28 protein-coding genes and 1 tRNA gene are annotated in these 26,681 nt (G+C 66.3%); 14 read left to right on the plus strand and 15 right to left on the minus strand.

Translation table 11 applies throughout. The features are described 5' to 3' along the window. The 5 genes from rplB to rpsJ all read right to left on the minus strand — a co-directional run bounded on the left by rplB (position 1) and on the right by rpsJ (position 3,011). Entirely contained in the window at positions 1–837 is an 837-nt protein-coding gene (gene rplB / locus Q0330_RS05475; RefSeq protein ID WP_299475629.1) for a 50S ribosomal protein L2, read from the minus strand. Between the two features lie 81 nt (positions 838–918). Then, a complete protein-coding gene (locus Q0330_RS05480; protein ID WP_299475632.1) occupies positions 919–1,215 on the minus strand; it encodes a 50S ribosomal protein L23 in 297 nt (98 codons plus the stop codon). Continuing rightward, positions 1,212–1,832 carry a 50S ribosomal protein L4 gene (rplD, locus tag Q0330_RS05485; RefSeq protein ID WP_299475635.1) on the minus strand — a complete coding sequence of 207 codons (621 nt, stop codon included), beginning with the start codon at positions 1,830–1,832 and terminating at the stop codon, positions 1,212–1,214. Before rplD ends, Q0330_RS05480 begins: the two co-directional genes overlap by 4 nt. After that, on the minus strand, positions 1,829–2,692 hold the full coding sequence (rplC, locus tag Q0330_RS05490) for a 50S ribosomal protein L3 (RefSeq protein ID WP_299475638.1): 864 nt from the start codon (positions 2,690–2,692) through the stop codon (positions 1,829–1,831). Before rplC ends, rplD begins: the two co-directional genes overlap by 4 nt. Before the next feature lie 10 nt (positions 2,693–2,702). Further along, entirely contained in the window at positions 2,703–3,011 is a 309-nt protein-coding gene (gene rpsJ / locus Q0330_RS05495) for a 30S ribosomal protein S10 (RefSeq protein ID WP_042247848.1), read from the minus strand. Between the two features lie 403 nt (positions 3,012–3,414). Between rpsJ and Q0330_RS05500 the strand changes: the two genes are divergently transcribed. The 7 genes from Q0330_RS05500 to Q0330_RS05530 all read left to right on the plus strand — a co-directional run bounded on the left by Q0330_RS05500 (position 3,415) and on the right by Q0330_RS05530 (position 8,743). Next, positions 3,415–3,795: an iron-sulfur cluster assembly accessory protein gene (locus Q0330_RS05500; protein WP_299475641.1), complete on the plus strand. Its 381-nt coding sequence runs from the start codon at positions 3,415–3,417 to the stop codon at positions 3,793–3,795. A gap of 49 nt (positions 3,796–3,844) precedes the next feature. Next, positions 3,845–4,579, plus strand: a complete 735-nt coding sequence (gene tpiA / locus Q0330_RS05505) for a triose-phosphate isomerase (protein ID WP_299475644.1) — start codon at positions 3,845–3,847, stop codon at positions 4,577–4,579. A gap of 7 nt (positions 4,580–4,586) precedes the next feature. After that, a complete protein-coding gene (locus Q0330_RS05510) occupies positions 4,587–5,648 on the plus strand; it encodes an Mrp/NBP35 family ATP-binding protein (protein WP_299475647.1) in 1,062 nt (353 codons plus the stop codon). Further along, positions 5,645–6,238 (plus strand): molybdenum cofactor guanylyltransferase MobA, encoded by a 594-nt coding sequence (gene mobA, locus Q0330_RS05515; protein ID WP_299475650.1) that lies wholly within the window; start codon positions 5,645–5,647, stop codon positions 6,236–6,238. The genes Q0330_RS05510 and mobA overlap by 4 nt, the downstream gene beginning before the upstream one ends. A gap of 200 nt (positions 6,239–6,438) precedes the next feature. Beyond that, positions 6,439–6,645 carry a 50S ribosomal protein L32 gene (gene rpmF, locus Q0330_RS05520; RefSeq protein ID WP_299475653.1) on the plus strand — a complete coding sequence of 69 codons (207 nt, stop codon included), beginning with the start codon at positions 6,439–6,441 and terminating at the stop codon, positions 6,643–6,645. A gap of 17 nt (positions 6,646–6,662) precedes the next feature. Then, positions 6,663–7,787 (plus strand): phosphate acyltransferase PlsX, encoded by a 1,125-nt coding sequence (gene plsX, locus Q0330_RS05525; protein WP_299475657.1) that lies wholly within the window; start codon positions 6,663–6,665, stop codon positions 7,785–7,787. Beyond that, positions 7,784–8,743 carry a beta-ketoacyl-ACP synthase III gene (locus tag Q0330_RS05530; RefSeq protein ID WP_299475660.1) on the plus strand — a complete coding sequence of 320 codons (960 nt, stop codon included), beginning with the start codon at positions 7,784–7,786 and terminating at the stop codon, positions 8,741–8,743. Before plsX ends, Q0330_RS05530 begins: the two co-directional genes overlap by 4 nt. 9 nt (positions 8,744–8,752) lie before the next feature. Here the strand turns inward: Q0330_RS05530 and Q0330_RS05535 are convergent, their stop codons facing one another. The 5 genes from Q0330_RS05535 to Q0330_RS05555 form a co-directional block, all read right to left on the minus strand. Beyond that, complete coding sequence (locus Q0330_RS05535; RefSeq protein ID WP_299475663.1) at positions 8,753–9,739, minus strand: GNAT family N-acetyltransferase; 987 nt, start codon at positions 9,737–9,739, stop codon at positions 8,753–8,755. Next, positions 9,736–10,914, minus strand: coding sequence for a ribonuclease D (rnd, locus tag Q0330_RS05540; protein ID WP_299475666.1), 1,179 nt, complete (start codon positions 10,912–10,914; stop codon positions 9,736–9,738). Before rnd ends, Q0330_RS05535 begins: the two co-directional genes overlap by 4 nt. A 100-nt stretch (positions 10,915–11,014) precedes the next feature. Next, positions 11,015–12,079: a glycosyltransferase gene (locus tag Q0330_RS05545; protein ID WP_299475669.1), complete on the minus strand. Its 1,065-nt coding sequence runs from the start codon at positions 12,077–12,079 to the stop codon at positions 11,015–11,017. Between the two features lie 43 nt (positions 12,080–12,122). Then, a complete protein-coding gene (gene tgt, locus Q0330_RS05550) occupies positions 12,123–13,250 on the minus strand; it encodes a tRNA guanosine(34) transglycosylase Tgt (RefSeq protein WP_299475674.1) in 1,128 nt (375 codons plus the stop codon). Between the two features lie 28 nt (positions 13,251–13,278). Further along, positions 13,279–14,466 (minus strand): NAD(P)/FAD-dependent oxidoreductase, encoded by a 1,188-nt coding sequence (locus Q0330_RS05555; protein ID WP_299475677.1) that lies wholly within the window; start codon positions 14,464–14,466, stop codon positions 13,279–13,281. A 93-nt stretch (positions 14,467–14,559) separates the two neighbouring features. On the opposite strand from Q0330_RS05555, the gene Q0330_RS05560 reads away from it, so the two are divergent. Beyond that, a tRNA-Gln gene (locus Q0330_RS05560) sits at positions 14,560–14,634 on the plus strand. 229 nt (positions 14,635–14,863) lie between these two features. Here the strand turns inward: Q0330_RS05560 and mfd are convergent. Next, positions 14,864–18,298: a transcription-repair coupling factor gene (gene mfd / locus Q0330_RS05565; protein ID WP_299475680.1), complete on the minus strand. Its 3,435-nt coding sequence runs from the start codon at positions 18,296–18,298 to the stop codon at positions 14,864–14,866. A 36-nt stretch (positions 18,299–18,334) separates the two neighbouring features. Further along, positions 18,335–18,904 carry a hypothetical protein gene (locus tag Q0330_RS05570; protein WP_299475683.1) on the minus strand — a complete coding sequence of 190 codons (570 nt, stop codon included), beginning with the start codon at positions 18,902–18,904 and terminating at the stop codon, positions 18,335–18,337. Between the two features lie 90 nt (positions 18,905–18,994). Here Q0330_RS05570 and hemB point away from each other — a divergent pair, with 90 nt between their 5' ends. Both hemB and Q0330_RS05580 read left to right on the plus strand, forming a co-directional pair. Beyond that, positions 18,995–19,993, plus strand: a complete 999-nt coding sequence (gene hemB / locus Q0330_RS05575) for a porphobilinogen synthase (RefSeq protein ID WP_299476079.1) — start codon at positions 18,995–18,997, stop codon at positions 19,991–19,993. A 46-nt stretch (positions 19,994–20,039) separates the two neighbouring features. Next, entirely contained in the window at positions 20,040–20,621 is a 582-nt protein-coding gene (locus tag Q0330_RS05580) for a YSC84-related protein (protein WP_299475686.1), read from the plus strand. A 66-nt stretch (positions 20,622–20,687) separates the two neighbouring features. Here the strand turns inward: Q0330_RS05580 and Q0330_RS05585 are convergent, their stop codons facing one another. Further along, positions 20,688–21,260 (minus strand): lytic transglycosylase domain-containing protein, encoded by a 573-nt coding sequence (locus Q0330_RS05585; protein ID WP_299476082.1) that lies wholly within the window; start codon positions 21,258–21,260, stop codon positions 20,688–20,690. Positions 21,261–21,568: 308 nt separating this feature from the next. On the opposite strand from Q0330_RS05585, the gene ssb reads away from it, so the two are divergent. Beyond that, positions 21,569–22,081 carry a single-stranded DNA-binding protein gene (gene ssb / locus Q0330_RS05590; protein ID WP_299475689.1) on the plus strand — a complete coding sequence of 171 codons (513 nt, stop codon included), beginning with the start codon at positions 21,569–21,571 and terminating at the stop codon, positions 22,079–22,081. Positions 22,082–22,135: 54 nt separating this feature from the next. Here ssb and aroB read toward each other — a convergent pair whose 3' ends face one another. Together aroB and Q0330_RS05600 are read right to left on the minus strand one after the other, a co-directional pair. Further along, positions 22,136–23,236, minus strand: coding sequence for a 3-dehydroquinate synthase (gene aroB, locus Q0330_RS05595; protein ID WP_299475692.1), 1,101 nt, complete (start codon positions 23,234–23,236; stop codon positions 22,136–22,138). Beyond that, positions 23,233–23,769, minus strand: a complete 537-nt coding sequence (locus tag Q0330_RS05600; RefSeq protein WP_299475695.1) for a shikimate kinase — start codon at positions 23,767–23,769, stop codon at positions 23,233–23,235. Before Q0330_RS05600 ends, aroB begins: the two co-directional genes overlap by 4 nt. 114 nt (positions 23,770–23,883) lie before the next feature. Between Q0330_RS05600 and Q0330_RS05605 the strand changes: the two genes are divergently transcribed. The 3 genes from Q0330_RS05605 to Q0330_RS05615 are packed head-to-tail and all read left to right on the plus strand — an operon-like array spanning position 23,884 to position 26,676. After that, a complete protein-coding gene (locus tag Q0330_RS05605) occupies positions 23,884–24,132 on the plus strand; it encodes a hypothetical protein (protein WP_299475699.1) in 249 nt (82 codons plus the stop codon). Beyond that, the gene (locus Q0330_RS05610; RefSeq protein WP_299475702.1) at positions 24,119–25,741 is read left to right on the plus strand and encodes a hypothetical protein; all 1,623 of its coding nucleotides are present in this window, start codon (positions 24,119–24,121) and stop codon (positions 25,739–25,741) included. The genes Q0330_RS05605 and Q0330_RS05610 overlap by 14 nt, the downstream gene beginning before the upstream one ends. Then, the gene (locus tag Q0330_RS05615; RefSeq protein WP_299475705.1) at positions 25,738–26,676 is read left to right on the plus strand and encodes a tyrosine recombinase; all 939 of its coding nucleotides are present in this window, start codon (positions 25,738–25,740) and stop codon (positions 26,674–26,676) included. Before Q0330_RS05610 ends, Q0330_RS05615 begins: the two co-directional genes overlap by 4 nt. Positions 26,677–26,681: the final 5 nt, after the last annotated feature.

Genomic DNA, 26,681 nt, shown 5'->3' on the forward strand with positions numbered 1-26,681 from the left:
TTAACGCCCCTTCTTCGCGTGACGCGACCGCAGGATATACTTGTCGGTCGACTTGTTCGAGCGGGTCTTCTTGCCCTTGGTGTCCTTGCCCCAAGGCGTGACCGGCGTGCGGCCACCCGAGGTCCGGCCCTCACCACCACCATGCGGGTGGTCGATCGGGTTCATGGCGACACCGCGAACGCTCGGACGGATGCCCTTGTGGCGGTTGCGACCGGCCTTGCCGAGGTTCTGGTTCGAATGATCGGCATTCGAGACGGCACCGATGGTCGCCATGCATTCCTGGCGGACCAGACGCAGCTCGCCCGAGCTCAGACGGATCTGGGCATAGCCACCGTCACGACCGACGAACTGGGCATAGGTCCCCGCCGAACGGGCAATCTGGCCACCCTTGCCGGGCTTGAGTTCCACATTGTGGACGATCGTGCCGATGGGCATACCGCTGAAGGGCATGGTGTTGCCCGGCTTCACGTCGACCTTGGCGCCGGCGATCACCTTGTCGCCCACGGCCAGACGCTGCGGGGCCAGGATATAGGCCTGCTCGCCATCGTCATATTTGATCAGCGCGATGAAGGCGGTGCGGTTGGGATCGTATTCGATCCGCTCGACCGTCGCCGCGACATCGAACTTGTTACGCTTGAAATCGACGATGCGATACAGGCGCTTGGCGCCGCCGCCCTTGCGGCGCATGGTGATCCGTCCGGTATTGTTCCGGCCGCCCTTCTTGGTCAGACCCTCGGTGAGGGTTTTGACCGGACGACCTTTCCAAAGCTCCGAACGGTCGATCAGAACCAGCCCGCGCTGGCCAGGCGTCGTCGGTTTATACGACTTGAGTGCCATCTTTCTGTCTTCCGTTGCTTTGTTTCGTCAAAAACTCAGGCGGCCCCCGCCTGGCGGAGACCGCGATCTTTCAAACCTCGATCAGAGGCCGGTGGACACGTCGATGGTGTTGCCGGCTTCCAGCGTGACATAGGCCTTCTTCACGTCCGAACGGACGCCGGGGCGGCCACGGAAACGCTTGTGCTTGCCCTTGGTCACGGTCGTGTTCACGGCCTTGACCTTCACGTCGAACAGGTTTTCCACAGCTTCCTTGATCTGCGGCTTGTTCGCATCCATCGCCACTTCGAAGACGAAGGCGTTCGATTCGCCCGCCAGGGTCGCCTTTTCGGTGATGACCGGCTTGCGGATCACGTCGTAATGTTCAGCTTTCGCGCTCATTTCAGGCGAGCCTCCAGAGCTTCGACACCAGCCCGCGTGATCACCAGCGTGTCGCGCTTGAGGATGTCATAGACATTGGCACCGATCGAGGGCAGCACATCGACGCCTTCGAGGTTGCGCGCGGCGCGGGCAAAACCTTCGTTGACATCGGCACCGTCGATGACCAGCACACGCTTCCAGCCGTTTTCCTTCACGGCCTTGGCGACGGCGGCGGTCTTGGCATCGGCGAGGTTCAGATCCTCGACGATCACCAGCTCGCCCGCAGTGGCTTTCGCCGACAGGGCATGCTTAAGACCGAGGGCGCGGACCTTCTTCGGCAGATCGAAGGCGTGGCTGCGCGGGGTCGGACCCTTGTAGACACCGCCCTTGCGGAAGATCGGCGCCTTGCGCGAACCGTGACGCGCGCCACCGGTGCCCTTCTGGCGATAGATCTTCTTGGTCGAGTAGGACACGTCCGACTTGCCCAGCACCGAATGGGTGCCGGCCTGCGCCTTGGCGTTCTGCCAGCGCACGACGCGCTGCAGCAGGTCGCCACGGGGCTCCAGCCCGAAGATCTCGTCGGCCAGCTCGATCGACCCGGCCTTGCCCGAGTCCAGCTTGATCACATCGAGTTTCATTCCTTGTCTCCTTCAGGAGCAGCATCGCCTTCGGCGGCCTGATCTGCCTCGATCGAGGCTTCGGCTTCGGCCAGGGCGGCAGCCTGAGCAGCGGCTTCGGCTTCAGCGGCGGCCTTGCGGGCGGCTTCTTCCTCGGCGGCGGCGGCAGCGGCGGCTTCCTCGGCGATACGCTGAGCTTCCTTCAGCGTCGAACGGGTCGCGGCCGGGGTAACCAGGTTCTCGGGCAGCGCTTTCTTGACGGCGTCCTTGATGACGACCCAGCCACCTTTCGAGCCCGGAACCGAGCCCTTGACCATGATCAGGCCACGGTCGCTGTCGGTGCGCACGACCTGCAGATTCTGCGTGGTGACGCGAACGGCACCCAGATGACCTGCCATCTTCTTGCCCTTGAACACCTTGCCGGGGTCCTGGCACTGGCCGGTCGAACCATGCGAGCGGTGGCTGATCGACACACCGTGCGAGGCGCGCAGACCGCCGAAATTGTGACGCTTCATGGCGCCCGCGAAGCCCTTACCGATCGAGGTGCCGGCAACGTCGACGAACTGGCCGGCGAAATAGTGATCGGCCACGATCTCTTCGCCCACATCGACCAGATTGTCTTCGGAAACGCGGAACTCGGCGATCTTGCGCTTCGGCGCGACACCGGCCTTGGCAAAATGACCGCGCAGCGGCGCGGAAACCCGCTTGGCCTTGGCATCGCCCGCGCCCAGCTGGACGGCGACATAGCCATCCTTCTCGGCGGTGCGCTGCGCGACCACTTGCAGATTGTCGAGATGAAGGACGGTCACCGGAACCTGGCGGCCGTCTTCCAGAAACAGCCGGGTCATGCCCAGCTTCTTGGCGATAACACCCGTACGCATGTCCGCCCCCTTACACCTTGATCTCGACATCCACGCCGGCGGCGAGGTCGAGCTTCATCAGCGCGTCGACGGTCTGCGGCGTCGGATCGACGATGTCCAGCAGACGCTTATGCGTGCGGATTTCCCACTGATCGCGCGATTTCTTGTCGATATGCGGACCGCGCAGGACGGTGAATTTCTCGATCTTGTTCGGCAGCGGGATCGGCCCGCGAACCGTGGCACCCGTGCGCTTGGCGGTGTTCACGATTTCCTGGGTGCTGGCATCCAGCACGCGGTAATCGAACGCCTTCAGCCGAATGCGGATATTCTGACTTTGCATCGTCATCCCTCGGAGCTTTGAGGGTTCCAGTCGAGAGGCTGACGACACACCACGCGGCGCCAGCATCGGACCTGTATAAAAACTGAGAAGCCGCCCTATAGGGGGCGGCCCCGTCAGATGCAAGCGAATCCTGTGATTTCCAGCGGATTCGGTCGCGATGTGGCTCTTTACGGGGGCATTCCTTGCCTGTCAAGCGGACTATCCGGGCGTGGAATGGGTGGGGTATTCATTGAAAGGCGGCAGCAGCGCGCAAAGCAGTCCTGCCTTTCCGAAACAGGTTCAGGTCCTGCCAACACCTTCGGCTGCGGGGAACCGACGAACCAGTTCTGGCCCGACAGGCGCAGGCATCTTGAGAATGTCCCCGTCGCTCCTTACCTTATGGGGGCGCAACAGAGGTTAAGACATGTTCTCGATCCCCGGACAGGCCCCGGTCACCATCACGCCTGCGGCAGAACGCCAGATTGCCCGGCTCATGGCCGGCAAGGATGCTTACGGTCTGAAGATCGGGCTGAAGAAGGGCGGCTGCGCGGGGATGGAATACACTATGGACATGGTCGCCGAGGCGGAAAAATCCGACGAGGTGATCGAACAGAACGGCGCCCGGGTGCTGATCGCCCCGACCGCGCAGATGTTCCTGTTCGGGACCGAGATCGATTATGAAACCGGATTGCTCGAATCCGGCTTCAAGTTTCGCAATCCGAATGTCGCCGATGCCTGCGGCTGCGGCGAATCGGTGTCCTTCAAGCTGGATCACAGTGACACAGGGACCGCCCCGCAGGCTTGAATGCCGGGCCGTGGGGGCCTATCCCTCCTTCCAACCACAGGAGGACATGATGGCCCCGAAGAAACTCGCCGCCGGAAACTGGAAGATGAACGGCCTGACCGCCGCCCTGGCAGAGCTTGACGCGATTGCCGCGCGCGACAATGGCTGCGACGTGCTGATCTGCCCGCCCGCCACGCTGATCACGGCGGCTGTCGCCCATTCGGGCGAGGTCGCCATCGGCGGGCAGGATTGCCACGCGAAGGATGCCGGCGCCCATACCGGCGATATCAGCGCCGCGATGCTGCGCGATGCGGGCGCGAGCCATGTCATCCTCGGCCATTCCGAGCGTCGCACCGACCATGCTGAGACCGATCCGCAGGTCGCCGCCAAGGCCGGGGCCGCCTACGGTGCCGGGCTGGTCGCGGTGATCTGCATCGGCGAGACCGAAGCCGAGCGCGACGGCGGCCAGACGCTCGACGTGATCGCGACGCAGCTTGCCGGCTCGGTGCCCGATGCCGCAACCGCCGCCAATACCGTCATCGCCTATGAGCCGGTCTGGGCCATCGGCACCGGGCGCACCCCGACCAATGACCAGATCGCCGAGGTTCATGCCCTGATGCGCGAGAAACTGGCCGCGCGTTTCGCCGATGGCGCGGATTTCACCCTGCTCTATGGCGGCAGCGTCAAGCCCGGCAATGCCAGCGAGATCTTCGACATTCCGCATGTGAACGGCGCGCTTGTCGGCGGCGCCAGCCTCAAGGCGGCCGATTTCGGGCCGATCATCGATGCTCTGGCGGCGGCGTAAACCGGAAATGGCGCTCAGCAAGGACATCGTGACCGAGGCGCTTCGCGGCATCGCAGCCCCGAAAGGCGGCAACCTGATCGACGCGGGCATTGCCCGGGCGATCACGGTCGAGCCCTCGGGCGAGGTGCGTTTCGTCATGGAAATCGACCCGGCCGAGGCCGAGGCGATGGAGGCGATGCTGGCCCGGGCCGAAGCCGCCATCCGCGCCCTGCCCGGCGTGACCAAAGTCGCGGGCGTGCTGACCGCGCATAGCGACAAGGTGCCGCCGGATCTGAAACCCAAGGCCAAAAGCCCGAACGCGCCCGAACGCGTGCCGGGGGTGCGTCATGTCATCGCCATCGCCTCGGGCAAGGGCGGGGTCGGCAAATCGACCGTGGCCGCGAACCTTGCCGCCGCACTCGCGGCCGAGGGGCGGCGCGTCGGGCTGCTGGACGCCGATGTCTACGGACCCAGCCAGCCGCGCATGATGGGGGTCTCGGGGCGGCCCGCCAGCCCGGACGGCAAGACCATCGTCCCGATGGACGGGCACGGGGTGAAGCTGATGTCGCTGGGTCTTTTGACCAAGGAAGACGAGGCGATCATCTGGCGCGGCCCGATGCTGATGGGCGCGCTGCAGCAGATGCTGTTTCAGGTGCAATGGGGCGAACTCGACTGCCTGATCATCGACCTGCCGCCCGGCACCGGCGATGTGCAGCTGTCGCTGTCGCAGAAGGCCCATGTCGACGGCGCCATCGTGGTTTCGACCCCGCAGGACGTGGCCCTGCTGGATGCGCGCAAGGGGATCGACATGTTCAAGCGGCTGAATGTCCCGATCCTCGGCCTGATCGAGAACATGGCCGTCCATGTCTGCACCCAATGCGGCCATGAAGAGCATATCTTCGGCCATGGCGGCGTCGCCGCCGAGGCCGAGAAGCTGGGCGTGCCGCTGCTGGGGGAACTGCCGCTGGAACTCGATGTGCGGCTGGCTTCGGATGCGGGCACCCCGGTGGTGGTGTCGACGCCCGAAAGTGCGGCCTCGAAAGCCTTCGTGAAGCTGGCGCGCGGGCTGGTCACGGCGGGGATCGCGTGATCCTGCCACCCGCCGTCATTCTGGCCGGCGGGCGGGCCAGCCGCATGGGCGGCGGCGACAAGGTGCTGCTGGAACTGCAGGGCAAGCCGCTGCTGGGCCATGTGATCGAAAGGCTGCGCCCGCAGGTCGGCGCAATCGCGATCAGCGCCAATGGCGATCCGGCGCGGTTTGCGGGCTTCGGGCTGAGGGTCCTGCCCGACGAAATGCCGGATTATCCCGGCCCGCTGGCCGGCATCCTTGCCGGGATGGACTGGGCGGCGGGTCTGGGCGCGAAAGCCGTGATCTCGGCGGCTGGTGACACGCCTTTCCTGCCCGCCGATCTGGCCCGGCACCTGCAGGACGTGGCGGGACCAACGGGTCTGGCCATCGCGGCGGATGGGGAGGCGCCCGATCTGCACCCGACCTTTGGCCTCTGGCCGGTGACGTTACGGGATGCGCTGCGCGATGCACTAATGAGTGGAGAACGCCGCATCCGCGCCTTCGCCGCCGCAAATGGCGCTCAGATCGCGCGTTTCGACGGAAGCGCACAGGCATTTTTCAACATCAACCGCCCCGAGGATCTGGCCCGCGCGGCAGCCGGCCTTCGATAGATGCCGAAGCCGGCAGATACGGCCTTGCACAATGGCGAAGAATCGCTATGTTCCGGCGTTCACGGGCCGCGCGCTCGGGCCAATCATACCGGTCAGCTTTCTGCTTGCTTCCGGCACGGTTGTCCCCTATTGCCGCGGCTCTGATCTATTTTTACACCGGCCCCGCACGGACTGCGCGGCCCCTGACCCGAGGTTGAGACATGGCTGTCCCTCAGAACCGCGTGACCCGTTCCAAGCGTAACATGCGCCGTGCGCATGATGCCCTGTCGGCGGCGAACCCGAATGAATGCCCCTCCTGCGGCGAGTTGAAGCGCCCGCATCACGTCTGCCCGTCCTGCGGCCATTACGCGGATCGCGAAGTCGTGGCCCAGTCGGCCGAGATCGACCTGGAAGACGACGCGGCCTGAGCGGCTGAGCAAGCTGCATGACGCAGACAGCGGACACAGATGCACCACGCAGCCCCCGGCAAGGGGGCGGCGTGGTCATTTCCGTTGACGCGATGGGCGGCGATCACGGGCCTTCGGCCATCGTCGCCGGCATCGCCCGCAGCGCCGAGAAGAACCCCGATATCCGCTTCATCGTCCACGGCCCCGAGGCCGAACTGTCCCGGCTGATCGCCAGGAAGCGCGACCTCGCCGGGCGCTGCGAGATCCGCGATGCAGCCGATGTCGTGACCATGGACGACAAGCCCGGTCAGGTGATCCGCAACGCCAAGGGCACCTCGATGTGGTCGGCGGTCGAATCGGTGCGCGCGGGCGAGGCTTCGATCGCGGTTTCCTGCGGCAACACCGGCGCGCTCATGGCGCTGTCGATGATCCGGCTGCGCAAGCTGCCCGGCGTGAACCGGCCCGCCATCGCCTGCCTCTGGCCCTCGCGCAATCCGCAGGGCTTCAACGTCATGCTGGATTGCGGCGCCGATATCCGCGCCGATGCCACCGACCTGCTGCAATATGCGCTGATGGGGGCCTCCTACGCGCGCAACGGTCTGGGGGTCGAACGCCCCCGCGTCGGCCTGCTGAATGTCGGCACCGAGGAGCACAAGGGCCGGGCCGAGCTGAAACAGGCGCATGAGCTGATCGGCGCGGCGCAGGATACCGGCGGCTTCGATTACGTGGGCTTTGTCGAGGGCGGCGACCTGCCCTCCAGCCGGACCGATGTGATCGTGACCGACGGCTTCACCGGCAATGTGGCGCTGAAGACCGGCGAAGGCACCGCCAAGCTGGTCAGCGACTTCCTGAAGGAAGCCTTCGCCAATTCGATCATGTCGAAGATCGCGGCGCTTCTGGCCATGACCTCGCTGAAGCGCTTGCAGAAGCGCATAGATCCGCGCAGGGTCAACGGCGGCGTGTTTCTCGGGTTGAACGGCATGGTGGTGAAATCGCATGGCTCGGCCGATGCAACCGGGGTTTCGGCGGCGATCAAGCTGGCCTTCCAGCTGGCCCAGTCGGGCTTTCAGGATCGTCTGGCCGCCCGCGTGGCCGAGGCCGCCGCGAGCGTCGAGGATGCCCGCGCCCTGACCGCCTCCCCGACCGAAGGATCCGCGCCGTGAGCCCCCGCGCCGTGATCCGCGGCACCGGCCATTACCTGCCCGAACGCGTGGTCGAAAACAGCTGGTTCGAAGACAGGATCGACACTTCGGACGAATGGATCCGCACCCGCACCGGGATCGAGCGCCGCCATTTCGCCGCCGAGGGCGAGACCACCTCGCAGATGGCCATCGAGGCCGCCAAAGCCGCGCTTGAGCGCGCCGGGCTGGCGGCCGATCAGATCGACGCGATCATCGTCGCCACCTCGACCCCCGACCTGACCTTCCCCTCGGTCGCCACCATGGTGCAGGCAGGTCTGGGCATGACGCGCGGTTTCGCCTTCGACGTGCAGGCGGTCTGCGCGGGTTTCGTCTTCGCGCTTGCGAATGCCGACGGGCTGATCCGCTCGGGCCAAGCCGAGCGCGTGCTGGTCATCGGCGCCGAGACCTTCAGCCGGCTGATGGACTGGGAAGATCGCGGCACCTGCGTGCTGTTCGGCGACGGCGCCGGCGCTGTGGTGCTGGAAGCCGCCGCGGGCGAGCGCGGAATTCTCTCCACCGATCTGAACAGCGATGGCAACTATCGCGACATTCTTTATGTCGATGGCGGCGTGTCCACCACCGGCACCGCCGGCAAGCTGCGGATGCAGGGCAATGTCCTGTTCCGCCACGCGGTCGAGAAACTGGCCGAGACCGCGCATCGCGCCATCGACAAGGCCGGGCTGACGCCGGGCGATATCGACTGGCTGGTGCCGCATCAGGCCAATGCCCGCATCATCGCCGCCACCGCGCAGCGCATGAACCTGCCGATGGACAAGGTCGTGCTGACCGTTGCCGATCACGGCAATACCTCGGCCGCCTCGATCCCGCTGGCGCTGTCGGTCGCGGATCGCGACGGCAAGCTGAACGCGGGCGACGTGGTGGTGACGGAAGCCATTGGCGGCGGGCTGAGCTGGGGCGCGGTCGTCCTTCGCTGGTAAGGCCTCTCGTCAGCCCAGTTGCATGACCCATCCCACTTCGGGAAGGTCGCGCGCGACCGATGTCAGCATGCCAAGCCGGATCTCTCGGAAGCCGGCCTTCTCCAGCACCCGCCTTGAGGCCGGGTTGTCGCGGAAGACCTCGGCGCGCAGCACCTCAAGCCCGAAGCGGTGCCGGACAGCCGCGCAGAAGGCCGGCACGATTTCCGAGGCGATGCCCCGCCCGGTCACATCCCGCGCCAGGCTGTAGAAAATCGCCGGCTCATCGCCATCGCCCACGCCGATGGTCCCGACACAGCGACCGGCGACGCGCACGGCCAGACGCAGGGGCCGCGACGCGGTGTCGATATCGCCGGCCAGAAGTTCGGCAATATCGCCGACGCTCTGGCCGGGATGAAAGCGCATCAGCATCCGCGCATTGTCCGGATCGGTCAGGATCGCATGCAGCGCCGGCATGTCTTCGGGCGCAAGCTGGTCCATCACCGTGCGCAGCGTGGCAATGCGGAACCCGGCGGCGTGGCGCAGCCCCTCGCTTTCGGCGAAGGCCTCGGGTGTCAGGACCATGCTCCGTGGCCCGGCATCGTCGCCGGGCGCGCTGTCCGGGCGATCCTGATCGCAATCGACGAAACCCAAGCGCAGAAGCATCCGCCGCGAGGCGGTATTGCCCGCGTGATGGGCGGCCTCGATGCTCTGCGCACCTTCGGCAAAGCGGTCCTGCAGCACGATCACCATGGCCTGCGTGGCGACGCCCTGACGGCGAAACTCCGGCAGCACCCAATAGCCAGGCTCGCCCACGCAGCGGATCACACCGGCGAATTCACCATCGACCGTGATTGCCTGATCGCAGCCGCGCGCCAGCCGCAGTAGGACCTGGGCGGTATCGTTCAACCGATAGGGCCAAGGCACCGAGGACAGCCATTTTTCTGCCTCGGCGTCCCGGATGCCCCGCTGGACCTGCGCGATATCCGCCTCTCCGAGCGGTCGCAGCCCGACCCTCACGTCAGATCGACAACACGGATCGCGCCACCTTCGGCAGAGAGCGCAATCTCTCCGCCCGCAAGGCGCAGCGCATCCAGCCCGAAAACCTTGGCGCGCCAGCCGTGAAGCGCCGGCACATCGCGGTTCCCCTGCGCGATGGCGTCAAGCTCCGACGTGGTGGCGATCAGCTTTGGCGCCACCCCGGTTTCCTCGGCCTTGGCCTTGAGAAGCACGCGCAGCAACTCTCCCAATGCGGCATTGCCGGGGGGGTTGTGCTGTTCCTTCGGCACGCGCGGCGGATCGGGATCGTCCAGCCCTGCCTTCACGGCGGCGAGGATCCCCTGCGCGATCTCGGGCTTGCGACCCTCGCGCAGCAGAAGCCGCGAGCGACCAAGCTCGGCCTCGGTTTGCGGTCGGGTTGACGCCAGTTCGACCAGAGCGTCATCCTTGAACACGCGCGAACGCGGTACGTTCTTGTTCTGCGCATATTCCTCGCGGAATTCGGCAAGCTTGCGCACCACGGCCAGGAAACGTGGCGAATTGGTGCGCGTGCGCACACGCTGCCAGGCATCCTCGGGACGAGAGATATAGGTCTCGGGGTCGACCAGTACAGCGACCTCCTCGGCCACCCAGGGGCTGCGACCGGTCTTGTCCAAATCGGCCCGAAGATGTTCATAGATGGCACGCAGATGGGTGACATCGGCAATCGCATAATCCTGCTGCGCCTTCGACAGGGGCCGCTGCGACCAGTCGGTAAAGCGGGACGACTTGTCGAGATTGCCCTTCGCAATCCGCCGCACCAGCGTTTCATAACCGACCTGCTCGCCGAAGCCGCACACCATCGCAGCGATCTGGGTGTCGAAAAGCGGCGTCGGGAAAACACCCGCGTCGTGGAAGAATATCTCCAGATCCTGACGGGCGGCGTGGAAAACCTTCACCGTGCTTTCATGCCGGAACAGATCGTAAAGCGGTTCCAGCGACAGCCCGAAGGTCAGCGGATCGACCAGAACCGCAGGGCCACCGTCAGTCTTCGCGCCCGATGCCGGGGGCAGCGCCATCTGGATCAGGCAGAGCCGCGAATAGAATGTCCGCTCGCGCAGGAACTCGGTGTCGATGGTGACATAAGGCTGCGCTTTCGCCTGCTCGCAAAATGCGGCAAGAGCGTCGGTCGTTGTTATGGTTGTAAATTCAGTCATAAAGGTCTGTCCGTTCAATGGGCGGGTCGTCCGCCGTTCCGTTGCCGTAACAGCATCTTGTTTTTATGACCAGAGACCGATTGACAATTGGTAAATTCCGTCACGTTTCTGCTGCCGATGAGCGAAGCTCTGCCGTATCGATCAATTGCTGCATGGCGCGCGCGCCCGCTTCGCCCATGCGGGGGGCGCGGCCGTTCTTCCAGGCCAGTCGCGCCGCCCTGAAACGCCGCTGCAAGGCATCGAGAGCGGCAATCCCGTAGCGCGGATTGTCCGCCCGCCATGCCAGAGAGCCCTTGGCCGGCTGCGGTACAAAGCCGGGGTCCCAGACTTTCAGGTCGCGGAACCAGACCTCGTTGATCTCGCTCACCGCAGGATCGTCGGTGATCAGCCAGGGTTTCTCGGCGCCGGCGAAATGCATGATGAAAGGGTCGAAGCGCCTGACCAGATCGCCCCGCCGCCAGCGTGCCAGATGCCAGTTCCAGCGCGGGTCCATGGTCACGGTCAGGTCTGCGGCGGCACCGTTCATCGCCGCCTGATCGCCCAGCTTGTGCTTTTTCAGCAGATCGAAGCGCCGTTCGGCGAATTCCAGCACCCTTCGCCCGATCCGTTCGGCGACATGCGGGCCGGTCTGCATCATCATCACCCCGGACTGGAAGAAGCGCCCTTTTCTGCCCCCCAGATCGGCAATGACCTCGCGCGAGCGGTCCCGGTTCCGCTGACTGGCACGGGTGCGCAGTTCCGGCTGATGCAGGAAGGTCAACGAGGCCGCCAGCGGCCATTCACCCGACACCGCATCGAACAGGCCCTGCATCCCGGCCCGGCGCTGCCAGGTATCCGTATCCATATAGAGAAGCCGCGCATAGTCGGCCTGCAGAAGCTCTGGCAACAGGTGGCGATAGAAGGTGCCAAGGGTGATGCGGGCGTTGGGATGAGTGATCTTTGGGATCGCGGCAATGTCCAGCCTGACCCAGCGGATCGGGCCGTCGCGCAGTCGCGCCGGCACGCAGTCCGTATCGGGCGAGGCAATGACGATATCGAAGCGACGCCCCTGCTCCAAGCGGTCGATCTGGCCGGCGGCGACCCAAGCATAAGGAAGATGGGCCGCGTCACAGGAGAAAATCGCAGCGTCGGAAAATTGTGCGGGGCGATCATACAAAACAGTCATTTGCGATCAGCTTTAGCGCGAATCGCAGCGGGTTCAATCCCGTTCACAGCGGCGGGATGTCACCCTGCGCACGCAATGCGTGGAAATCCGCCACCCAGGCATCGAGCCGCGCCTCGGCGATGGCCGCGCGCATTTCGCCCATGATCTGCTGGTAGTAGTGCAGATTGTGCCAGGTCAGCAACATGCCCGAGATCATTTCCCCGGCGCGGAAGACATGGTGCAGATAGGCGCGGGAATAGCCCCGGCAGGCCGGGCAGCTGCATTCCTCGTCCAGCGGGCGCGGATCGTCGGCATGGCGCGCGTTCTTGATATTGACCTGCCCGCGCCGGGTCCAGGCCTGCCCGGTCCGCCCCGAGCGCGAGGGCAGCACGCAATCCATCATGTCGACGCCGCGCTGCACCGCGCCGACGATATCGTCGGGCTTGCCCACCCCCATCAGATAGCGCGGCTTGTCCCCGGGCAGCAGGTCCGGCGCGTAATCGAGCACCTCGAACATCGCCTCCTGCCCCTCGCCCACCGCAAGCCCGCCGATGGCATAGCCGTCAAAGCCGATCCCGCGCAGGGCCTCGGCGCTTTCCTCGCGCAGATGGCGCAGAACGCCGCCCTGCATGATCCCGAAGAGCGCATGTCCGGGCCGGTCGCCGAAGGCATCTCGCGAACGCTCGGCCCAACGCATCGACAGCCGCATCGCCTCGGCCTGACGTTCTTCGGTCGCCGGCAGCGCCGGGCATTCGTCGAAGGCCATGACGATATCCGATCCCAGCAGGCGCTGGATCTCCATGCTGGTTTCCGGGCTGAGGAAATGGCGCGAGCCGTCGACATGGCTGGCGAAGGTCACGCCGTCCTCGGTGAGCTTGCGAAGATCGGCGAGGCTCATCACCTGAAAGCCGCCGCTATCGGTCAGGATCGGGCGATCCCAGTTCATGAAGCGGTGCAGCCCCCCCAGGCGGGCGATGCGTTCGGCGCCGGGGCGCAGCATCAGGTGATAGGTATTGCCCAGAAGGATATCGGCCCCGGTCGCCGCGACCGATTCCGGCAGCATCGCCTTGACCGTCGCCGCCGTGCCGACCGGCATGAAGGCGGGCGTGCGGATCTGGCCGCGCGGCGTGTCGATGATGCCGGTGCGGGCACGCCCGTCGGTGGCGTTCAGGGTGAAGGAAAATCGGCTCATGGCGCCCTCATCTCGCGAAGCCCGCCTTCTAGCGCGGCCCCGCCGCCTGCGAAAGCCCCGCCGCATGGCCCGAGGCCCAGGCCCATTGAAAGTTGTAACCGCCGAGCCAGCCGGTCACATCGACGCATTCGCCGATGAAATGCAGCCCCGGCACAGCCCGCGCCTCCAGGGTCTTCGCATCGAGATCGCGGGTATCGACGCCGCCGACCGTCACCTCGGCGGTGCGATAGCCTTCGGAACCGACCGGCCGGACCTGCCAGCGATGGATGCGTGCCGCGATCCGCTCGATGCTCGCATTGTTCTGATCGGCCAGCCGCGCCCCCATCAGGCCGAGATCGCCGGCAATCGCCTCGGCCAGCCGCGCCGGCAGATGCGCGCCCAGCACGGTCAGCAGCGCGACCCGGCCGCCCTGCCCGCGCCGCTCGCGCAGCACAGCACCCAGATCGAGCCCGGGGGCGAGGTCGATCACGATACCATCGCCCGGCTGCCAGAAGCTGGAAATCTGCAGCACCGCTGGCCCCGAGAGCCCGCGATGGGTGAACAGAAGCGCATCGCGGAAACGGGTCTTTTCATGACGGATCTCAACCTCGACCGAAATCCCGGCAAGCGGCTTGCACTGCGCCAGATCCTGCTCGGCAAAGGTCAGCGGCACGAGGCCCGGCCGGGTCTCGACCAGGCGCAGCCCGAATTGCCGGGCCAGATCGTAACCCAGACCCGTCGCCCCCATCTTCGGGATCGACTTGCCGCCACAGGCGACGACCACCCGCCGCGCCCGGATCACCCCCCGCGAGCTACGCGCCACAAACCCCTCGCCGTCGCGGTCGAGGCCTTGCAGCGTTGTCTCCAGCCACAGCGCGGCGCCCTCCATGCGGCGGATCAGCATATCGGTGATCTGCGTGGCCTTGCCGTCGCAGAACAACTGGCCTTGCGTCTTCTCATGCCAGGCGATCCCGGCCCGATCGACAAGCGCCACGAAATCCTGCGGCCTGAATCCCGCCAGCGCCGAGGCCGGGAATCGCGGATTTTCCGACAGGAAGCGGTCGCGCGCGGTGGCCATATTGGTGAAATTGCACCGCCCCCCGCCCGAGATGCGAATCTTCTCTCCGGGTCGGGCGACATGGTCGATGACCACGACGCTCGCCCCTTGCGCGCGGGCCGTGCCGGCACAGAATAGGCCAGCCGCGCCCGCCCCGATGATCAGGAATTCGCAATCCATGACCGTGCCATACGCGTGCCGAAATCTGCCCGCAAGTTTTTCCAAAACCCCCTTGCACCACCCCGCAACCGGCGCTAGACAGCCCCCCACAGTTGGGGCGTGGCCAAGTGGTAAGGCATCGGTTTTTGGTACCGTGTACCGTAGGTTCGAATCCTACCGCCCCAGCCAATCTTTCTTTTGACATTGATTTCCGAGGGATGCGGCACGATCAGGTGCGTTTTCTTCGTTGAACCTGCCTCGGGAAGATGTCGGGTTCTATGCCCGTTCGCGCGGCCATCCTCGCGAATGCCACGGGGCTTTCCTGACAGGAGCTGAACGCCTGCCTCGCGGATTGTAGGCCAGTTCGGCCTCGGTCCGACGCAACGCCCTTATCGCGCCAAACCCCTCGCCCGCTTTTTCAGCCCTTCGCCTTCGCGGCCAGATCGCGGGCGATGCCGTAAGCGCCCTTGATGCGGTCGCCGTCCGTGGACCAGTCGCGGCGGATGACGATCTTGTTGTCCTTGACCTTGGCCTGCCCGCGCTGATCGGTCAGGAATTCGACCAGACCCGCCGGGTTGGGGAACTTGTCGCCATGGAACTGCACCGTCGCGCCTTTCGGGCCGGCATCCAGCCGGGCGATATTGGCGCGCTTGGCCATGGCCTTGATGCGGATGACGTTCATCAGCATGGTGACCTCGCGCGGGACCGGGCCGAAACGGTCGATGAGTTCGGCGGCAAACCCCTCCATCTCGACCTTTGAGGAAATATCCGCGAGCCGCCGGTACAGCCCCAGCCGCACATCCAGATCGGCGATATAGCCTTCCGGGATCGTCACCGGCACGCCGAGGTTCAACTGCGGCGCCCATTCGTCCTCGGGTGTGCCTTCCAGCTCGCCCGATTTCAGCTTGGCGATGGTTTCCTCCAGCATCGCCTGGTAAAGCTCGAAGCCGACTTCCTTGATATGGCCCGACTGTTCCTCGCCCAGAAGGTTCCCCGCCCCCCGCAGGTCGAGATCCTGCGAGGCGAGGTTGAAGCCTGCCCCGAGCCCGTCGATATTGCCCAGAAACTTCAGCCGCCGTTCGGCCTGCGGGGTCAGCGGGCTGCGCGGTTTGGTGGTCAGGTAGCAATAGGCGCGCGTCCGCGAGCGCCCGACCCGGCCCCGGATCTGGTACAGCTGGGCGAGGCCGTAAATATCCGCGCGCCAGACGATCATCGTATTCGCGGTCGGGATATCGAGGCCGCTTTCGACGATGGTCGTCGCCAGCAGCACATCGGCCTGGCCGTCATAGAAGGCGTTCATCCGCTGATCCAGATCGCCCGCCGCCATCTGGCCATGGGCGACGATGAAGCTGACCTCGGGGACGTTCTCGCGCAGCCAGTCCTCGATTTCCGGCAGATCGGCGATGCGGGGGACGACGAAGAAGCTTTGCCCGCCGCGATATTTCTCGCGCAGCAGCGCCTCGCGGATGGTGACGCTGTCGAATTCCGACACATAGGTGCGGATCGCGAGGCGATCCACCGGCGGCGTGCCGATGATCGAGAGGTCGCGCACCCCCGACAGCGACAGTTGCAGGGTGCGCGGGATCGGCGTCGCGGTCATGGTCAGCACATGCACGTCGCTGCGCAGCTCTTTCAGGCGTTCCTTGTGGCCGACGCCGAAATGCTGTTCCTCGTCGATGACCAGCAGGCCCAGATTTCTGAAACGCACCGCCTTGGCCAGCACCGCATGGGTGCCGACGACGATATCGACGCTGCCATCGGCCAGCCCTGCCCGCGTCGCCGCGGCATCCTTGGCGCTGACGAAGCGCGACAGCGGGCGGACGTTCAGGGGCGTGCCACGGAAACGTTCGGCGAAGCTGCGGGCATGCTGGCGGGCCAGAAGCGTGGTCGGCGCGATCACCGCGACCTGCTTGCCCTGGCTCGCGGCGATATAGGCGGCGCGCATCGCCACCTCGGTCTTGCCGAAGCCCACATCGCCGACGATCAGCCGGTCCATGGGCCGGCCCGCCGCCAGATCGGCCATCACGTCCTCGATGGCGGTCATCTGGTCGTCGGTCTCGGTATAGGGGAAGCGGGCCGAAAAAGCCTCCCAGTCGTGATGATCGGGTTCCAGCACCGGGGCGGTGCGCAGCAGCCGTTCGGCGGCGACCCGCATCAGCCGGTCGGCGATCAGGCGGATGCGTTCCTTCAGCCGCGCCTTGCGCGCCTGCCACGCCCCGCCGCCCAAGCGGTCCAGCAGCCCTTCCTCGTGCCCGTAACGGCTGAGCAGTTCGATATTCTCGACCGGCAGATAGAGCCGGTCACCGCCGGCATATTCCAGCGCCACGCAGTCATGCGGCACCCCGGCGGCGCGGATGGTTTCGAGCCCGGTATAGCGCCCGATCCCGTGTTCGACATGCACGACCAGATCGCCAGGGCTCAGCGCGGTGGTGTCCTTCAGGAAATTCTCGGCCCGGCGGCGTTTCCGCGCCCCCCGGATCAGCCGGTCGCCCAGTACATCCTGTTCCGAGATCACCGCGATCTTCCCGAGCGCGGTGCCGTCTGCGGTAAACCCTTCCTCCAGCGGCCAGACCGCGAGGCCGAGCGCGCCGGGCTGATCCGGCAGATCGGCCAGCCGCGCGATGTCCTTCGCGCCCTCGACGCCTTCGTCAGCGATCAGCCCGCGCAGGCGTTCGCGCGCGCCGTCCGAGAACGAGGCGATGACGACGCGATGGGTCTTGCGCAGGTCACGCAGATGGGCGGCGAGCGCGCCGAAAAGGTCCAGTTGCTCCGACTGGCGTTCGGGCGCGAAATTCCGGCCGATCCTGCCGCCGGCATCCAGAACGCCGGGACCGGGCGGCGCGGCATTGACCGAGAGGCGCAACTGGCGGCGCGCGCCCAGCCAGTTCTGCCATTCGGGATCGGTCGCGAACATGGCGTCCGGCGCGACCGGGCGATAGACGTTTTCGGCCCCGCGCTTCGCGCCGGCTTCCTTCCGGGCAGAGTATTGCTCGGCGATCATCTCCCAGCGGGCATCCAGCACCTGCTGGCTGCGGTCGTCCAGCATCACCGAGGCGCCGGGGAGATAATCGAAGATGCTGTCGAGACTTTCATAGAACCAGGGCAGCCAGTGCTCGGTTCCGGCCAGCTTGCGCCCGGCGCTGACGGCCTCGTAAAGCGGGTCGTTGGAACCGCCGCCATATTCGGCGCGATAGGTGGTGCGGAAGCGGGTGATGGCGTCTTCGTCCAGGATCACCTCGGACATCGGCACCAGTTCCAGCCGGTCGAGCTTGTCCTTGCTGCGCTGGGTTTCAGGATCGAAGCGGCGCGCCGAATCCAGCACATCGCCGAACAGGTCCAGCCGGATCGGCCCCGAAGGGCCCGGCGGCCAGATATCGACGATGCCGCCGCGAATGGCGTAATCGCCCGGCTCGGTCACGGTCGGGGCCTGCACGAAGCCCATGCGGACCAGCCAGGCGCGCAGGCCGGCCTCGTCCATGCGATGCCCCACCCGCGCGGTGAAGCTGGCATCCTTCAGCGCCGCGCGCGGCGGCACCCGCTGGATGGCGGCGTTCAGCGTCGTCAGCAGCACGAATTTTCCCGGCACCGCACCATGGGCGAGTGCCGCCAGCGTCGCCATCCGCGCCGCCATGATCTCGCCCGCCGGTGAAACCCGGTCGTAAGGCGTGGTGTCCCAGGCCGGGAAATCCAGCACCGTCAGGCCCGGCGCGACGAAACGCAGCGCCTCGCGCATGGCCTCGGCCCGGCGGTCGTCGCGGGCGATGTGGATGACCGGCCCGCGTTCGGCCTCGCGGGCCAGAAGTGCGGCGTCATAGCCCTCGGGGGCGCCGGAAAGGGTGATGATGTCAGCCATGGCGTTCAGATAACCCAGAGGGCGGCGGGGTCAAGGTCACATGCCGTTCGGATGGAACGCCATCCAGCGCGCGGCCCAGAAAGCGGTGAGGGTGACCGCCAGAAGCGAGATCACCGTATGTTGCAGGCGATAGCGATTGATGCGCCGCATCGCCTCGATCGCCGCGACACGGGCGGGCTGGCCCAGATGCGCGGCCTCCATCACCCAGCCAAGCTGCCGGGCCAGTCGCAGCTTCAGGACCAGCAGAAGCGCGAAGGGCGCGGCGAGCAGCGTCAGCGCCTGCGCCATTTCCAGCTGATAGCGAAAGCCCAGAAGCGCCAGCGTGGTCAGCCCGAAAGCGGCGGCGCCGGTCAGAACCGCGCCCATGCCGGGGCTGATCTGCCAGCGCGGCAATTGCAGCGACAGCCAGTCGAGCAGCAGATGCGCGCCCTCGGGATCGGTATCGTCGGCATTGCGCAGGGCCTGCCCGGCGCGCGCCAGCACATCGTTTGGCACGCCCAGCACGCCGCGCCCGGCCAGCGTCCAGAGACTGACCAGCACCAGCCAGAACCAGGGCGATGCGAAGGATCGGGCATCGAGGATGGAAAGAATTTCGGAAACTATCACGCGGGGAAAGCCTGTCTCGGGTTTGCCTGCTTGCCGGGGCACCTCGGCGACCTTAGAACAGGGGCCGAACAAGGAAAAGGACGAATGCCGATGTCCCCGAACCCGATCCTCGCCCCCTTCCCGCTGTCCCGCCCGCGCCGGCTGCGCCGCACGGCGGGTCTGCGCGATCTGGTGGCCGAAACCGGGCTGTCCGCCCGCGACCTGATCTGGCCGGTCTTCGTGACCGAGGTCGAGGGCGCGGATGCCGAAATCCCGTCCATGCCCGGGGTGATGCGCTATACCGTCGATGGCGTGAAGGCCGCGGCCGAACGCGCCGCCCGTCTGGGCATCCCGGCGGTCTGCATCTTTCCGCATTCCGATCAGGCGCTGAAGACCGAAAGCTGCGAACGCGCCTGGGACCCCGACAATATCGGCAATCAGGCGATCCGCGCAGTGAAAGAGGCGGTGCCCGATCTGCTGGTGATGACGGATATCGCGCTCGATCCCTATAACGCCAACGGCCATGACGGGATCGTGCGCGACGGCGTGATCGTGAATGACGAGACCGTCGAATGCCTGACCCGCATGGCACTCGTGCAGGCCGAGGCCGGGGCCGATATCCTCGGGCCCTCGGACATGATGGACGGGCGCATCGGGGCGCTGCGCGCGGCGCTGGAACAGCGCGGCCACAAGGATGTGGCGATCATGTCCTATGCGGCGAAATTCGCCTCGGGGTTCTATGGGCCGTTCCGCGACGCGGTCGGCGCATCGGGCCGGCTGGTCGGCGACAAGAAGACCTATCAGATCAACCCCGCGAACCGCGAGGAAGCCCTGCGCTGCGTCGCCCGCGACCTGTCGGAAGGTGCCGACATGGTGATGGTCAAGCCCGGCTTGCCCTATCTGGATATCTGCCGAGAGGTCCGTGACCGCTTCGGCGCGCCGACCTTCGCCTATCAGGTCAGCGGCGAATACGCGATGATCGAGGGTGCGATCCGGCAGGGCTGGCTGTCGCGCGAGGTGGTGCTGGAAAGCCTGCTGGCCTTCCGCCGCGCCGGCTGCGACGGAATCCTGACCTATTTTGCCCCCGAGGTCGCGGAAGCTCTGGCCTGAGCAGGGCAATTTCGTTATTCTGCATCAAAATAGTGGGGTTTTGAGCATGGACAAACACAAGGTTTTGACTCGTCGCGCCTTCGTCGGCGGTGCTGCGCTTTTCACACTCGCCGCCTGCAACAACAGCACCAGCACCAATGCGACGCAGGTGCTTGAGGGCCGGGTGAACGGCACGCTGAACGAGCTGATCACCAAATATCCGAGCGCCGGCCCGCTGCTGGAAAACGCCAATGGCGTGCTGGTCATTCCGGTGATGACGCAGGCGGGGCTGGGGGTCGGCGGCTCTTACGGCGAAGGCGCGCTGCGCATCCGTGGCCAGACCGTCGACTACTATTCGGCGACGCAGGCCTCGGTCGGTTTCCAGGCCGGCGCGCGGCAATATGCGCAGGTGCTGGTCTTCCAGACCGACAAGGCGCTTGGCGATTTCCGCGCCGCGCCGGGCTGGGTCGCGGGGGCCGGTGCCTTCTACGCCCTGCCCGAAAACGGGCTGAGCTTCGGCGCCGATACCGTCACCTATAATCACCCGATCCTGGCGATGATCTTCGGCGAGACCGGCATCATGGCCGGCGCGGCGATCGAGGGCACGAAATACACCCGCATCATCCCCTCGGCGCTGGGCACCCGCTGAAGCGGCGTCCGAAATGACAAAAGGGGCCGCGAGGCCCCTTTTTTCCTGCGCCTTTCGCGGGCCGGATCAGCCGCCGGCGATGATGCGCACATAGTTGCGGGTCTCGCGATAGGGCGGGATGCCGCCATATTTCTGCACCGCGCCCGGCCCGGCATTATAGGCCGCCAGTGCCAGTCGCCAATCGCCGAACTGGTTGTACATCATGCGCAGATAGCGCGCCCCGCCTTCCAGATTCTGCACCGGATCGCGCGGGTTCACACCCAGTTTCGCGGCGGTGCCCGGCATCAGCTGCGCCAGCCCCATCGCCCCCTTGTGCGAGCGCGCATTCGGGTTCCAGCGCGATTCCTGGTTCACCAGCCGCAGGAACAACGCCTCGGGGATGCCGTATTTCCGCGCCATCGCCTGCGCATGGGGGATATAGGCCGAGCGCTTGCCGTTATAGGCCTTGGTCGAGATCGTCGGCGAAAGCTCCATCGTGGTGACATTCACCACCTGCCGGCCGGTCGGGCGCAGCCGCTTCGACTGCTGATACTGGCTGGCCAGCCGCGAATCCATCAACTGCTTCTGGCGGTCGAACTGTGCCTGCCGGTTCCGCTCGCTCACCGCCTTGAGGTTGAGCCCGTCGGCCGAGGCCGGCATGGGCAGCGCGGTGGCGCTGACACAGGCCGCAATCGCCCCGACCTTCATTGCTGCGCCGAGGCGGTTGAAAGCTCTGCCGATCATGTCCCTACCCGTGACTTGTTATTATTCGGTCAGACTATACGCGAATTTGACCATTTCACCAGATGCTTCGGAATCGGGTTCCCCACCCTCGCCGCATCGGCAGGTTTTCGCCGAAGCCGTGCAAAAGGCGCCGATGCGATTCCAGCGGGGCAACGAAGGATCAGGCTTGCCGCCTGCCCCCGCTGCGGGCTAGACCGTCACGACGAATATGGGAAAGGTACGACATGGCAGGCAGCGTCAACAAGGTGATCCTGATCGGCAATCTGGGGGCCGACCCGGAAGTCCGCACGTTCCAGAACGGCGGCAAGGTGGTGAACCTGCGCATTGCCACCTCGGAACAGTGGAAGGACCGCAATTCCGGCGAACGGCAGGAGCGGACGCAATGGCACTCGGTCGCGATCTTTTCCGAACCGCTGGGGCGTATCGCCGAGCAATATCTGCGCAAGGGCAGCAAGGTCTATCTGGAAGGCCAGCTTGAGACCCGCAAATGGCAGGACCAGTCCGGCCAGGACCGCTATACGACCGAGGTGGTGCTGCGTCCCTATCGCGGCGAGCTGACCCTGCTTGACGGGCGCGGCGAAGGCGGCGGCAGCCGTGGCGGTTCGGGTGGAAGCTATGGCGGTGGCGGCGGTTACGGCGATGGCGGCGGCTATGACAGCGGCCCCTCGGGTGGCGGCAACCAGGGCGGCGGCGGCGGTGGCGGGCGCCCGGATTTCGACGACGAAATCCCGTTCTGATCGCCAAACCACGGCATCGAAGGCCCGCCACGCGCGGGCCTTTTCAATTTCAGATCAACGCGATGCGGAAAGAACTTCCAGCAGGTCGGAATGCTGCACATCGTCCGAGACGAAGGACTGCCCGATCCCGCGCGCAAGGATGAAGCGCAGCTTGCCATCGACGACTTTCTTGTCCTGCCCCATCAGCGCGATCAGTTCCGCATCGCCGGGCAGGTCGCCGGGCACATCCGACAGCCGCGCCGGCATCCCCATCTCGGCCAGATGCGCCCCGACCCGCGACGGGTCCTCCTGACTGCACAGCCCCATCCGCGCCGACAGTTCGAACGCGAGCGCGCAACCGATGGCCACGCCTTCGCCATGCAGCAGCCGGTCGGAATAGCCGGTCGCGGATTCCAGCGCATGACCGAAGGTATGGCCAAGGTTCAGAAGCGCGCGCTCTCCCTGTTCGGTCTCGTCACGCTCGACGATACCGGCCTTCATGGCGACGGAATGGGCGACGGCATGGGCGCGGGCGTCCATATCGTCGCGCAGGCGGGGGGCGTTGCCTTCGAGCCAGGCGAAGAAATCGGCGTCGCCGAGCAGCCCGTATTTCATCACCTCGCCGTAACCGGCCAGAAAATCGCGGGGCGTGAGCGTGTCGAGCACCCCGATATCGGCCAGAACCAGCGAGGGCTGGTGAAAGGCCCCGATCAGGTTCTTGCCATGGGGCGAATTGATCCCGGTCTTGCCGCCGACCGAACTGTCGACCTGCGCCAGAAGCGAGGTCGGCATCTGCACGAAGCGCACCCCGCGCCGCAGGATGGCGGCGGCAAAGCCCACGAGATCGCCGATCACGCCCCCGCCCAGTGCCACGACGATATCGCGCCGTTCGACCTTCTGTTCCAGCAGCCATTCGACCACGCGGGTCAGGTTCGGCCAGGATTTCGTGGCCTCGCCTGCGGGCAGGGTCAGCGCCTCGGAGGCGATGCCTTCCTGCCGCAGCGCGGTCTCCAGTGCCGGCAGGTGCAGACGCCCGACATTTTCGTCGGTGACGATCACGACCCGCGGGCGGGCCAGAAAGGGTGCGATCTCGGCGCCGGCGCGTGCGATCAGGCCCGCACCGATGCGCACGTCATAGGCGCGATCTCCCAGCGGGACATGGACGGTGCGGGTCATTTTTCCTCCAGAAAGCGGGGGCGCGCGCTGCGGATCAGATCGATCGCGCGGCGGGCGGTGGTTTCGACATCGGATGCGGAATCGCTTTTCAGATGCAGATCGGCGCGGGCATAGACCGGGCTGCGCTGTTCGATCAGCCGCGCCAGCGTGCCGCGCGGATCCTCGGTCAGCAGCAGCGGCCTTGTCGGACGCTGGCGCACACGCTGCCAGAGCGTTTCCAGATCGGCATCCAGCCAGAGCGACAGGCCGGCCGCGCGGATCAGCGCCTGGTTCTGCGGCTGGATCCAGGCCCCGCCCCCGGTCGAGATAACCCCGCTCCGCCCTTCCAGCAGCCGCGACAGCACCAGCGATTCGCGGTCACGGAAGAAGGCCTCGCCGTCGCGGGCGAAGATTTCCGGGATCGACATGGCGGCGGCACGTTCGATCTCGGCATCGGTATCGGTGAAAACGACGCCGAGATGACGGGCAATTTCCTGCCCGACGGCGGTCTTTCCGACCCCCATCATGCCGACCATCACGATCTGTCCCTGCATCCCGCCTTCCCGTTCGATTCATGCCGTGAATGGCGTGATCTTTCCCGAAATGCCAGTTATAAAGCGGCAAACCGGCTGAAAAGCCGGAACCGGCGGCAGGCGAAAGGGCAGAAAATGCGGTTGCTGAAATTTCTGGTGGTGATTGTGCTCTTGGCGTTTCTGGCGCTGACCGGCTACGCCTATCTGGGCGACATGGCCCCGCGTCAGCAGGAAATGCGCCAGCCGGTCGCGCTGGATACCGGGGCCCCGGCACCGGTCGCGGCGGCCCCCGCCCCCGAAACGGCGCCCCCCGCAAACGACGCGGCCACGGAAGAACCGGCGAGCGAGAACGCCGAAGAAACGGAGACGAATGGGCTGGACTGATCTGCGGATCATGGGCGGGGGCCTCGGCGCCCTGCTTGTTGTCATGGGCCTTGTTGCAGGCCCGGGTTTCACGCCGGTTATGGCGCAAGAGGCACCGCTTTCCGCCAATGACTGGCTGAAAGGCGGTCGCCCCCCACCCGGCACGGCAAGTGCATGGCGGCCCGGCGATCCGGTGCCGCCCGATGCCGCGCGGCTGCGCGGTCAGGGCGAGGCCAGCCCCGAATCCGATAATATCGCCGAGAATGCTGCCGCCGTGCCGGTCGGCGTGCGCCGGTTGAGCGCGGCTGACCCGGACGGGGCGGGGATCATCTCGGCCCGGCAGGCCGGCCTGCCCGAGGATTTCTGGAACGGCACCGATCTCGACACCGCGATACGGATGATTCGCGCCAATCCCTCGCTTCCGGCTTCGGCCCAGATCACCCGCAGGGTGCTTGAGGCCCAGTTGGCCCCGCCCGCCGTGTCCGATTCTGCACGGATCGGGGAATTCTTCGCCGCCCGCGTCGATCAACTGGTCGATGCCGGCGCCCTGCCCTCGGCCCGCGATCTTCTGCAGGGGGCCGGCCATAACGGGCCGGACACGTTCCGGCGCCTGTTCGAACTGTCGCTGCTTCTGGGCGGGGATGAACAGGTGTGCCGCCAGATGAACCTGGCCACCGGCATCGCGACCGATCCCGAGGCGCGGGCCTTCTGTCTGGCGCAGACCGGCGACTGGGATGCGGCGGCAGTGCTGTTTCTGGGCGCCACGCGCCTTGGCATGATCGACGCCCCCACCGCCGAGCTGATGTCGCGCTATCTGGACGATGCCAGCGCCGAAAGCGGTGACCTGCTGGCCCCTCCGGACCCGATCAACCCGCTGGATTTCCGCCTGCACGAGGCGATCGGCCAGCCGCTGCCGACCGGCGATCTGCCGCTGGCCTATGCCTGGTCGGATATTGAGAACCATTCCGGCTGGAAGGCGCAACTGGAAGCAGCCGAGCGTCTGGCGCGGGCGCGCGCCCTGCCCGCCAGCATCCTTGACCAGCTTTATACTGCACAGCGGCCAGCGGCCTCGGGCGGGGTATGGGAACGCGCGGCGGCGGTGCAGGCGCTGGATGCGGCACTGGCGACCGGGGATGCGGCGCGGATCGGCCCGGCTCTGGTCACCGCCTTTCAGCGCATGGAACAGGCCGGGCTGCGCGACAGTTTCGCCGCCATCGCCGCCCCCCGGCTGCAGCCCGAGATCCTGCAGGGCGATGCCGCCCATCTGGCGCTGTGGCTGCGGCTCTGGGCCGGAGAGACCGAGGTCGCGCGCGCACCCGAAGACAAGCTCGACGCCTCGCTTCTGGCACTGGCGACCGGCGGCCAGCCCGAACCGCTGACGCCGGCGCTTGGCGCGCTGGCACCGGTCTTCGCGGCTGAGTTGCCGCCCCAGCCCGATCCCAAGGACGGCATCGCGCTCGCGCCGGCGCTTTACGGTGCGCTTGCCGATGCCGATGCCGGCACCCAGGGCGACATCACCCGTGCCGTTCGCGGAGTGCGGATGTTGCGCGAACTCGGCCTGATCGCCGATGCCCGCCGCGTCGCCACCCAGATCGCCATCGACCCGCTGCTGAAGGTCGCCTCGCAATGACCGCCCTCAAGCAGCGCATCGCCACCTTCCTCGACGCGCAGGCGGCCGAGGCGGGGGCGGCGCGCAATACCATCCTGAGCTATGGCCGCGATCTGGCCGATTTCGCCGATTGGCTGGCAGCGGAAGGGCTGGATTTCGACCGCGTCAGCCGCGACCAGATCGTCGGCTATCTGTCCCATTGCGAAGCGCAGGGGCTGGCGCGCTCGACCCGGGCGCGGCGCCTCTCGGCGATCCGCCAGCTGACCCGCTTCGCGCTGGAGGAAGGCTGGCGCGAGGACGACCCCGCGATCCGCATCCAGGGCCCGGGCAAGACCCAACGCCTGCCCAAGGTGCTGAGCCAACCCGAAGTCACCGCCCTGCTGGACGCCGCCCCGAAGACCGGCCGGACCGAGGCCGACCGCGCCCGCAACCGCTGCCTGATCGAACTGCTTTACGCCACCGGAATGCGGGTCAGCGAGCTGGTCTCGCTGCCGGTGGCGGCGACGCGGGGCGATCCGCAATTGCTGCTGATCCGGGGCAAGGGCGGCAAGGAACGCATGGTGCCGCTGTCTGCCCCCGCGCAGGCGGCGCTGCATGACTGGCTGGCGGTCCGCGATCACGCCGCCAAGGACAGCCCGCTTGGCCGGCTGATCGCCGACAAGGGCGGCCGCTTCCTGTTTCCCGCCGCCTCGAAGGCCGGGCATATGGCGCGCAAGTCGATGAACGACCTGATCCGCGACCTGGCCCTTGCCGCCGGCATCGACCCGGGCCGCGTCACCCCCCATGTCATCCGCCATGCCTTTGCCACCCATCTTCTGGAAGGCGGCGCCGATCTGCGCGCCATCCAGACCCTGCTCGGTCATGCCGATCTGTCGACGACCGAGATCTATACCCATGTACTGGACGCGCGGATGCGCGATCTGGTGCTGAACCATCACCCCCTCGCCCGCGTTTGAGCGCA

The organism is uncultured Paracoccus sp. (assembly GCF_937873615.1).
Classification (GTDB): domain Bacteria; phylum Pseudomonadota; class Alphaproteobacteria; order Rhodobacterales; family Rhodobacteraceae; genus Paracoccus.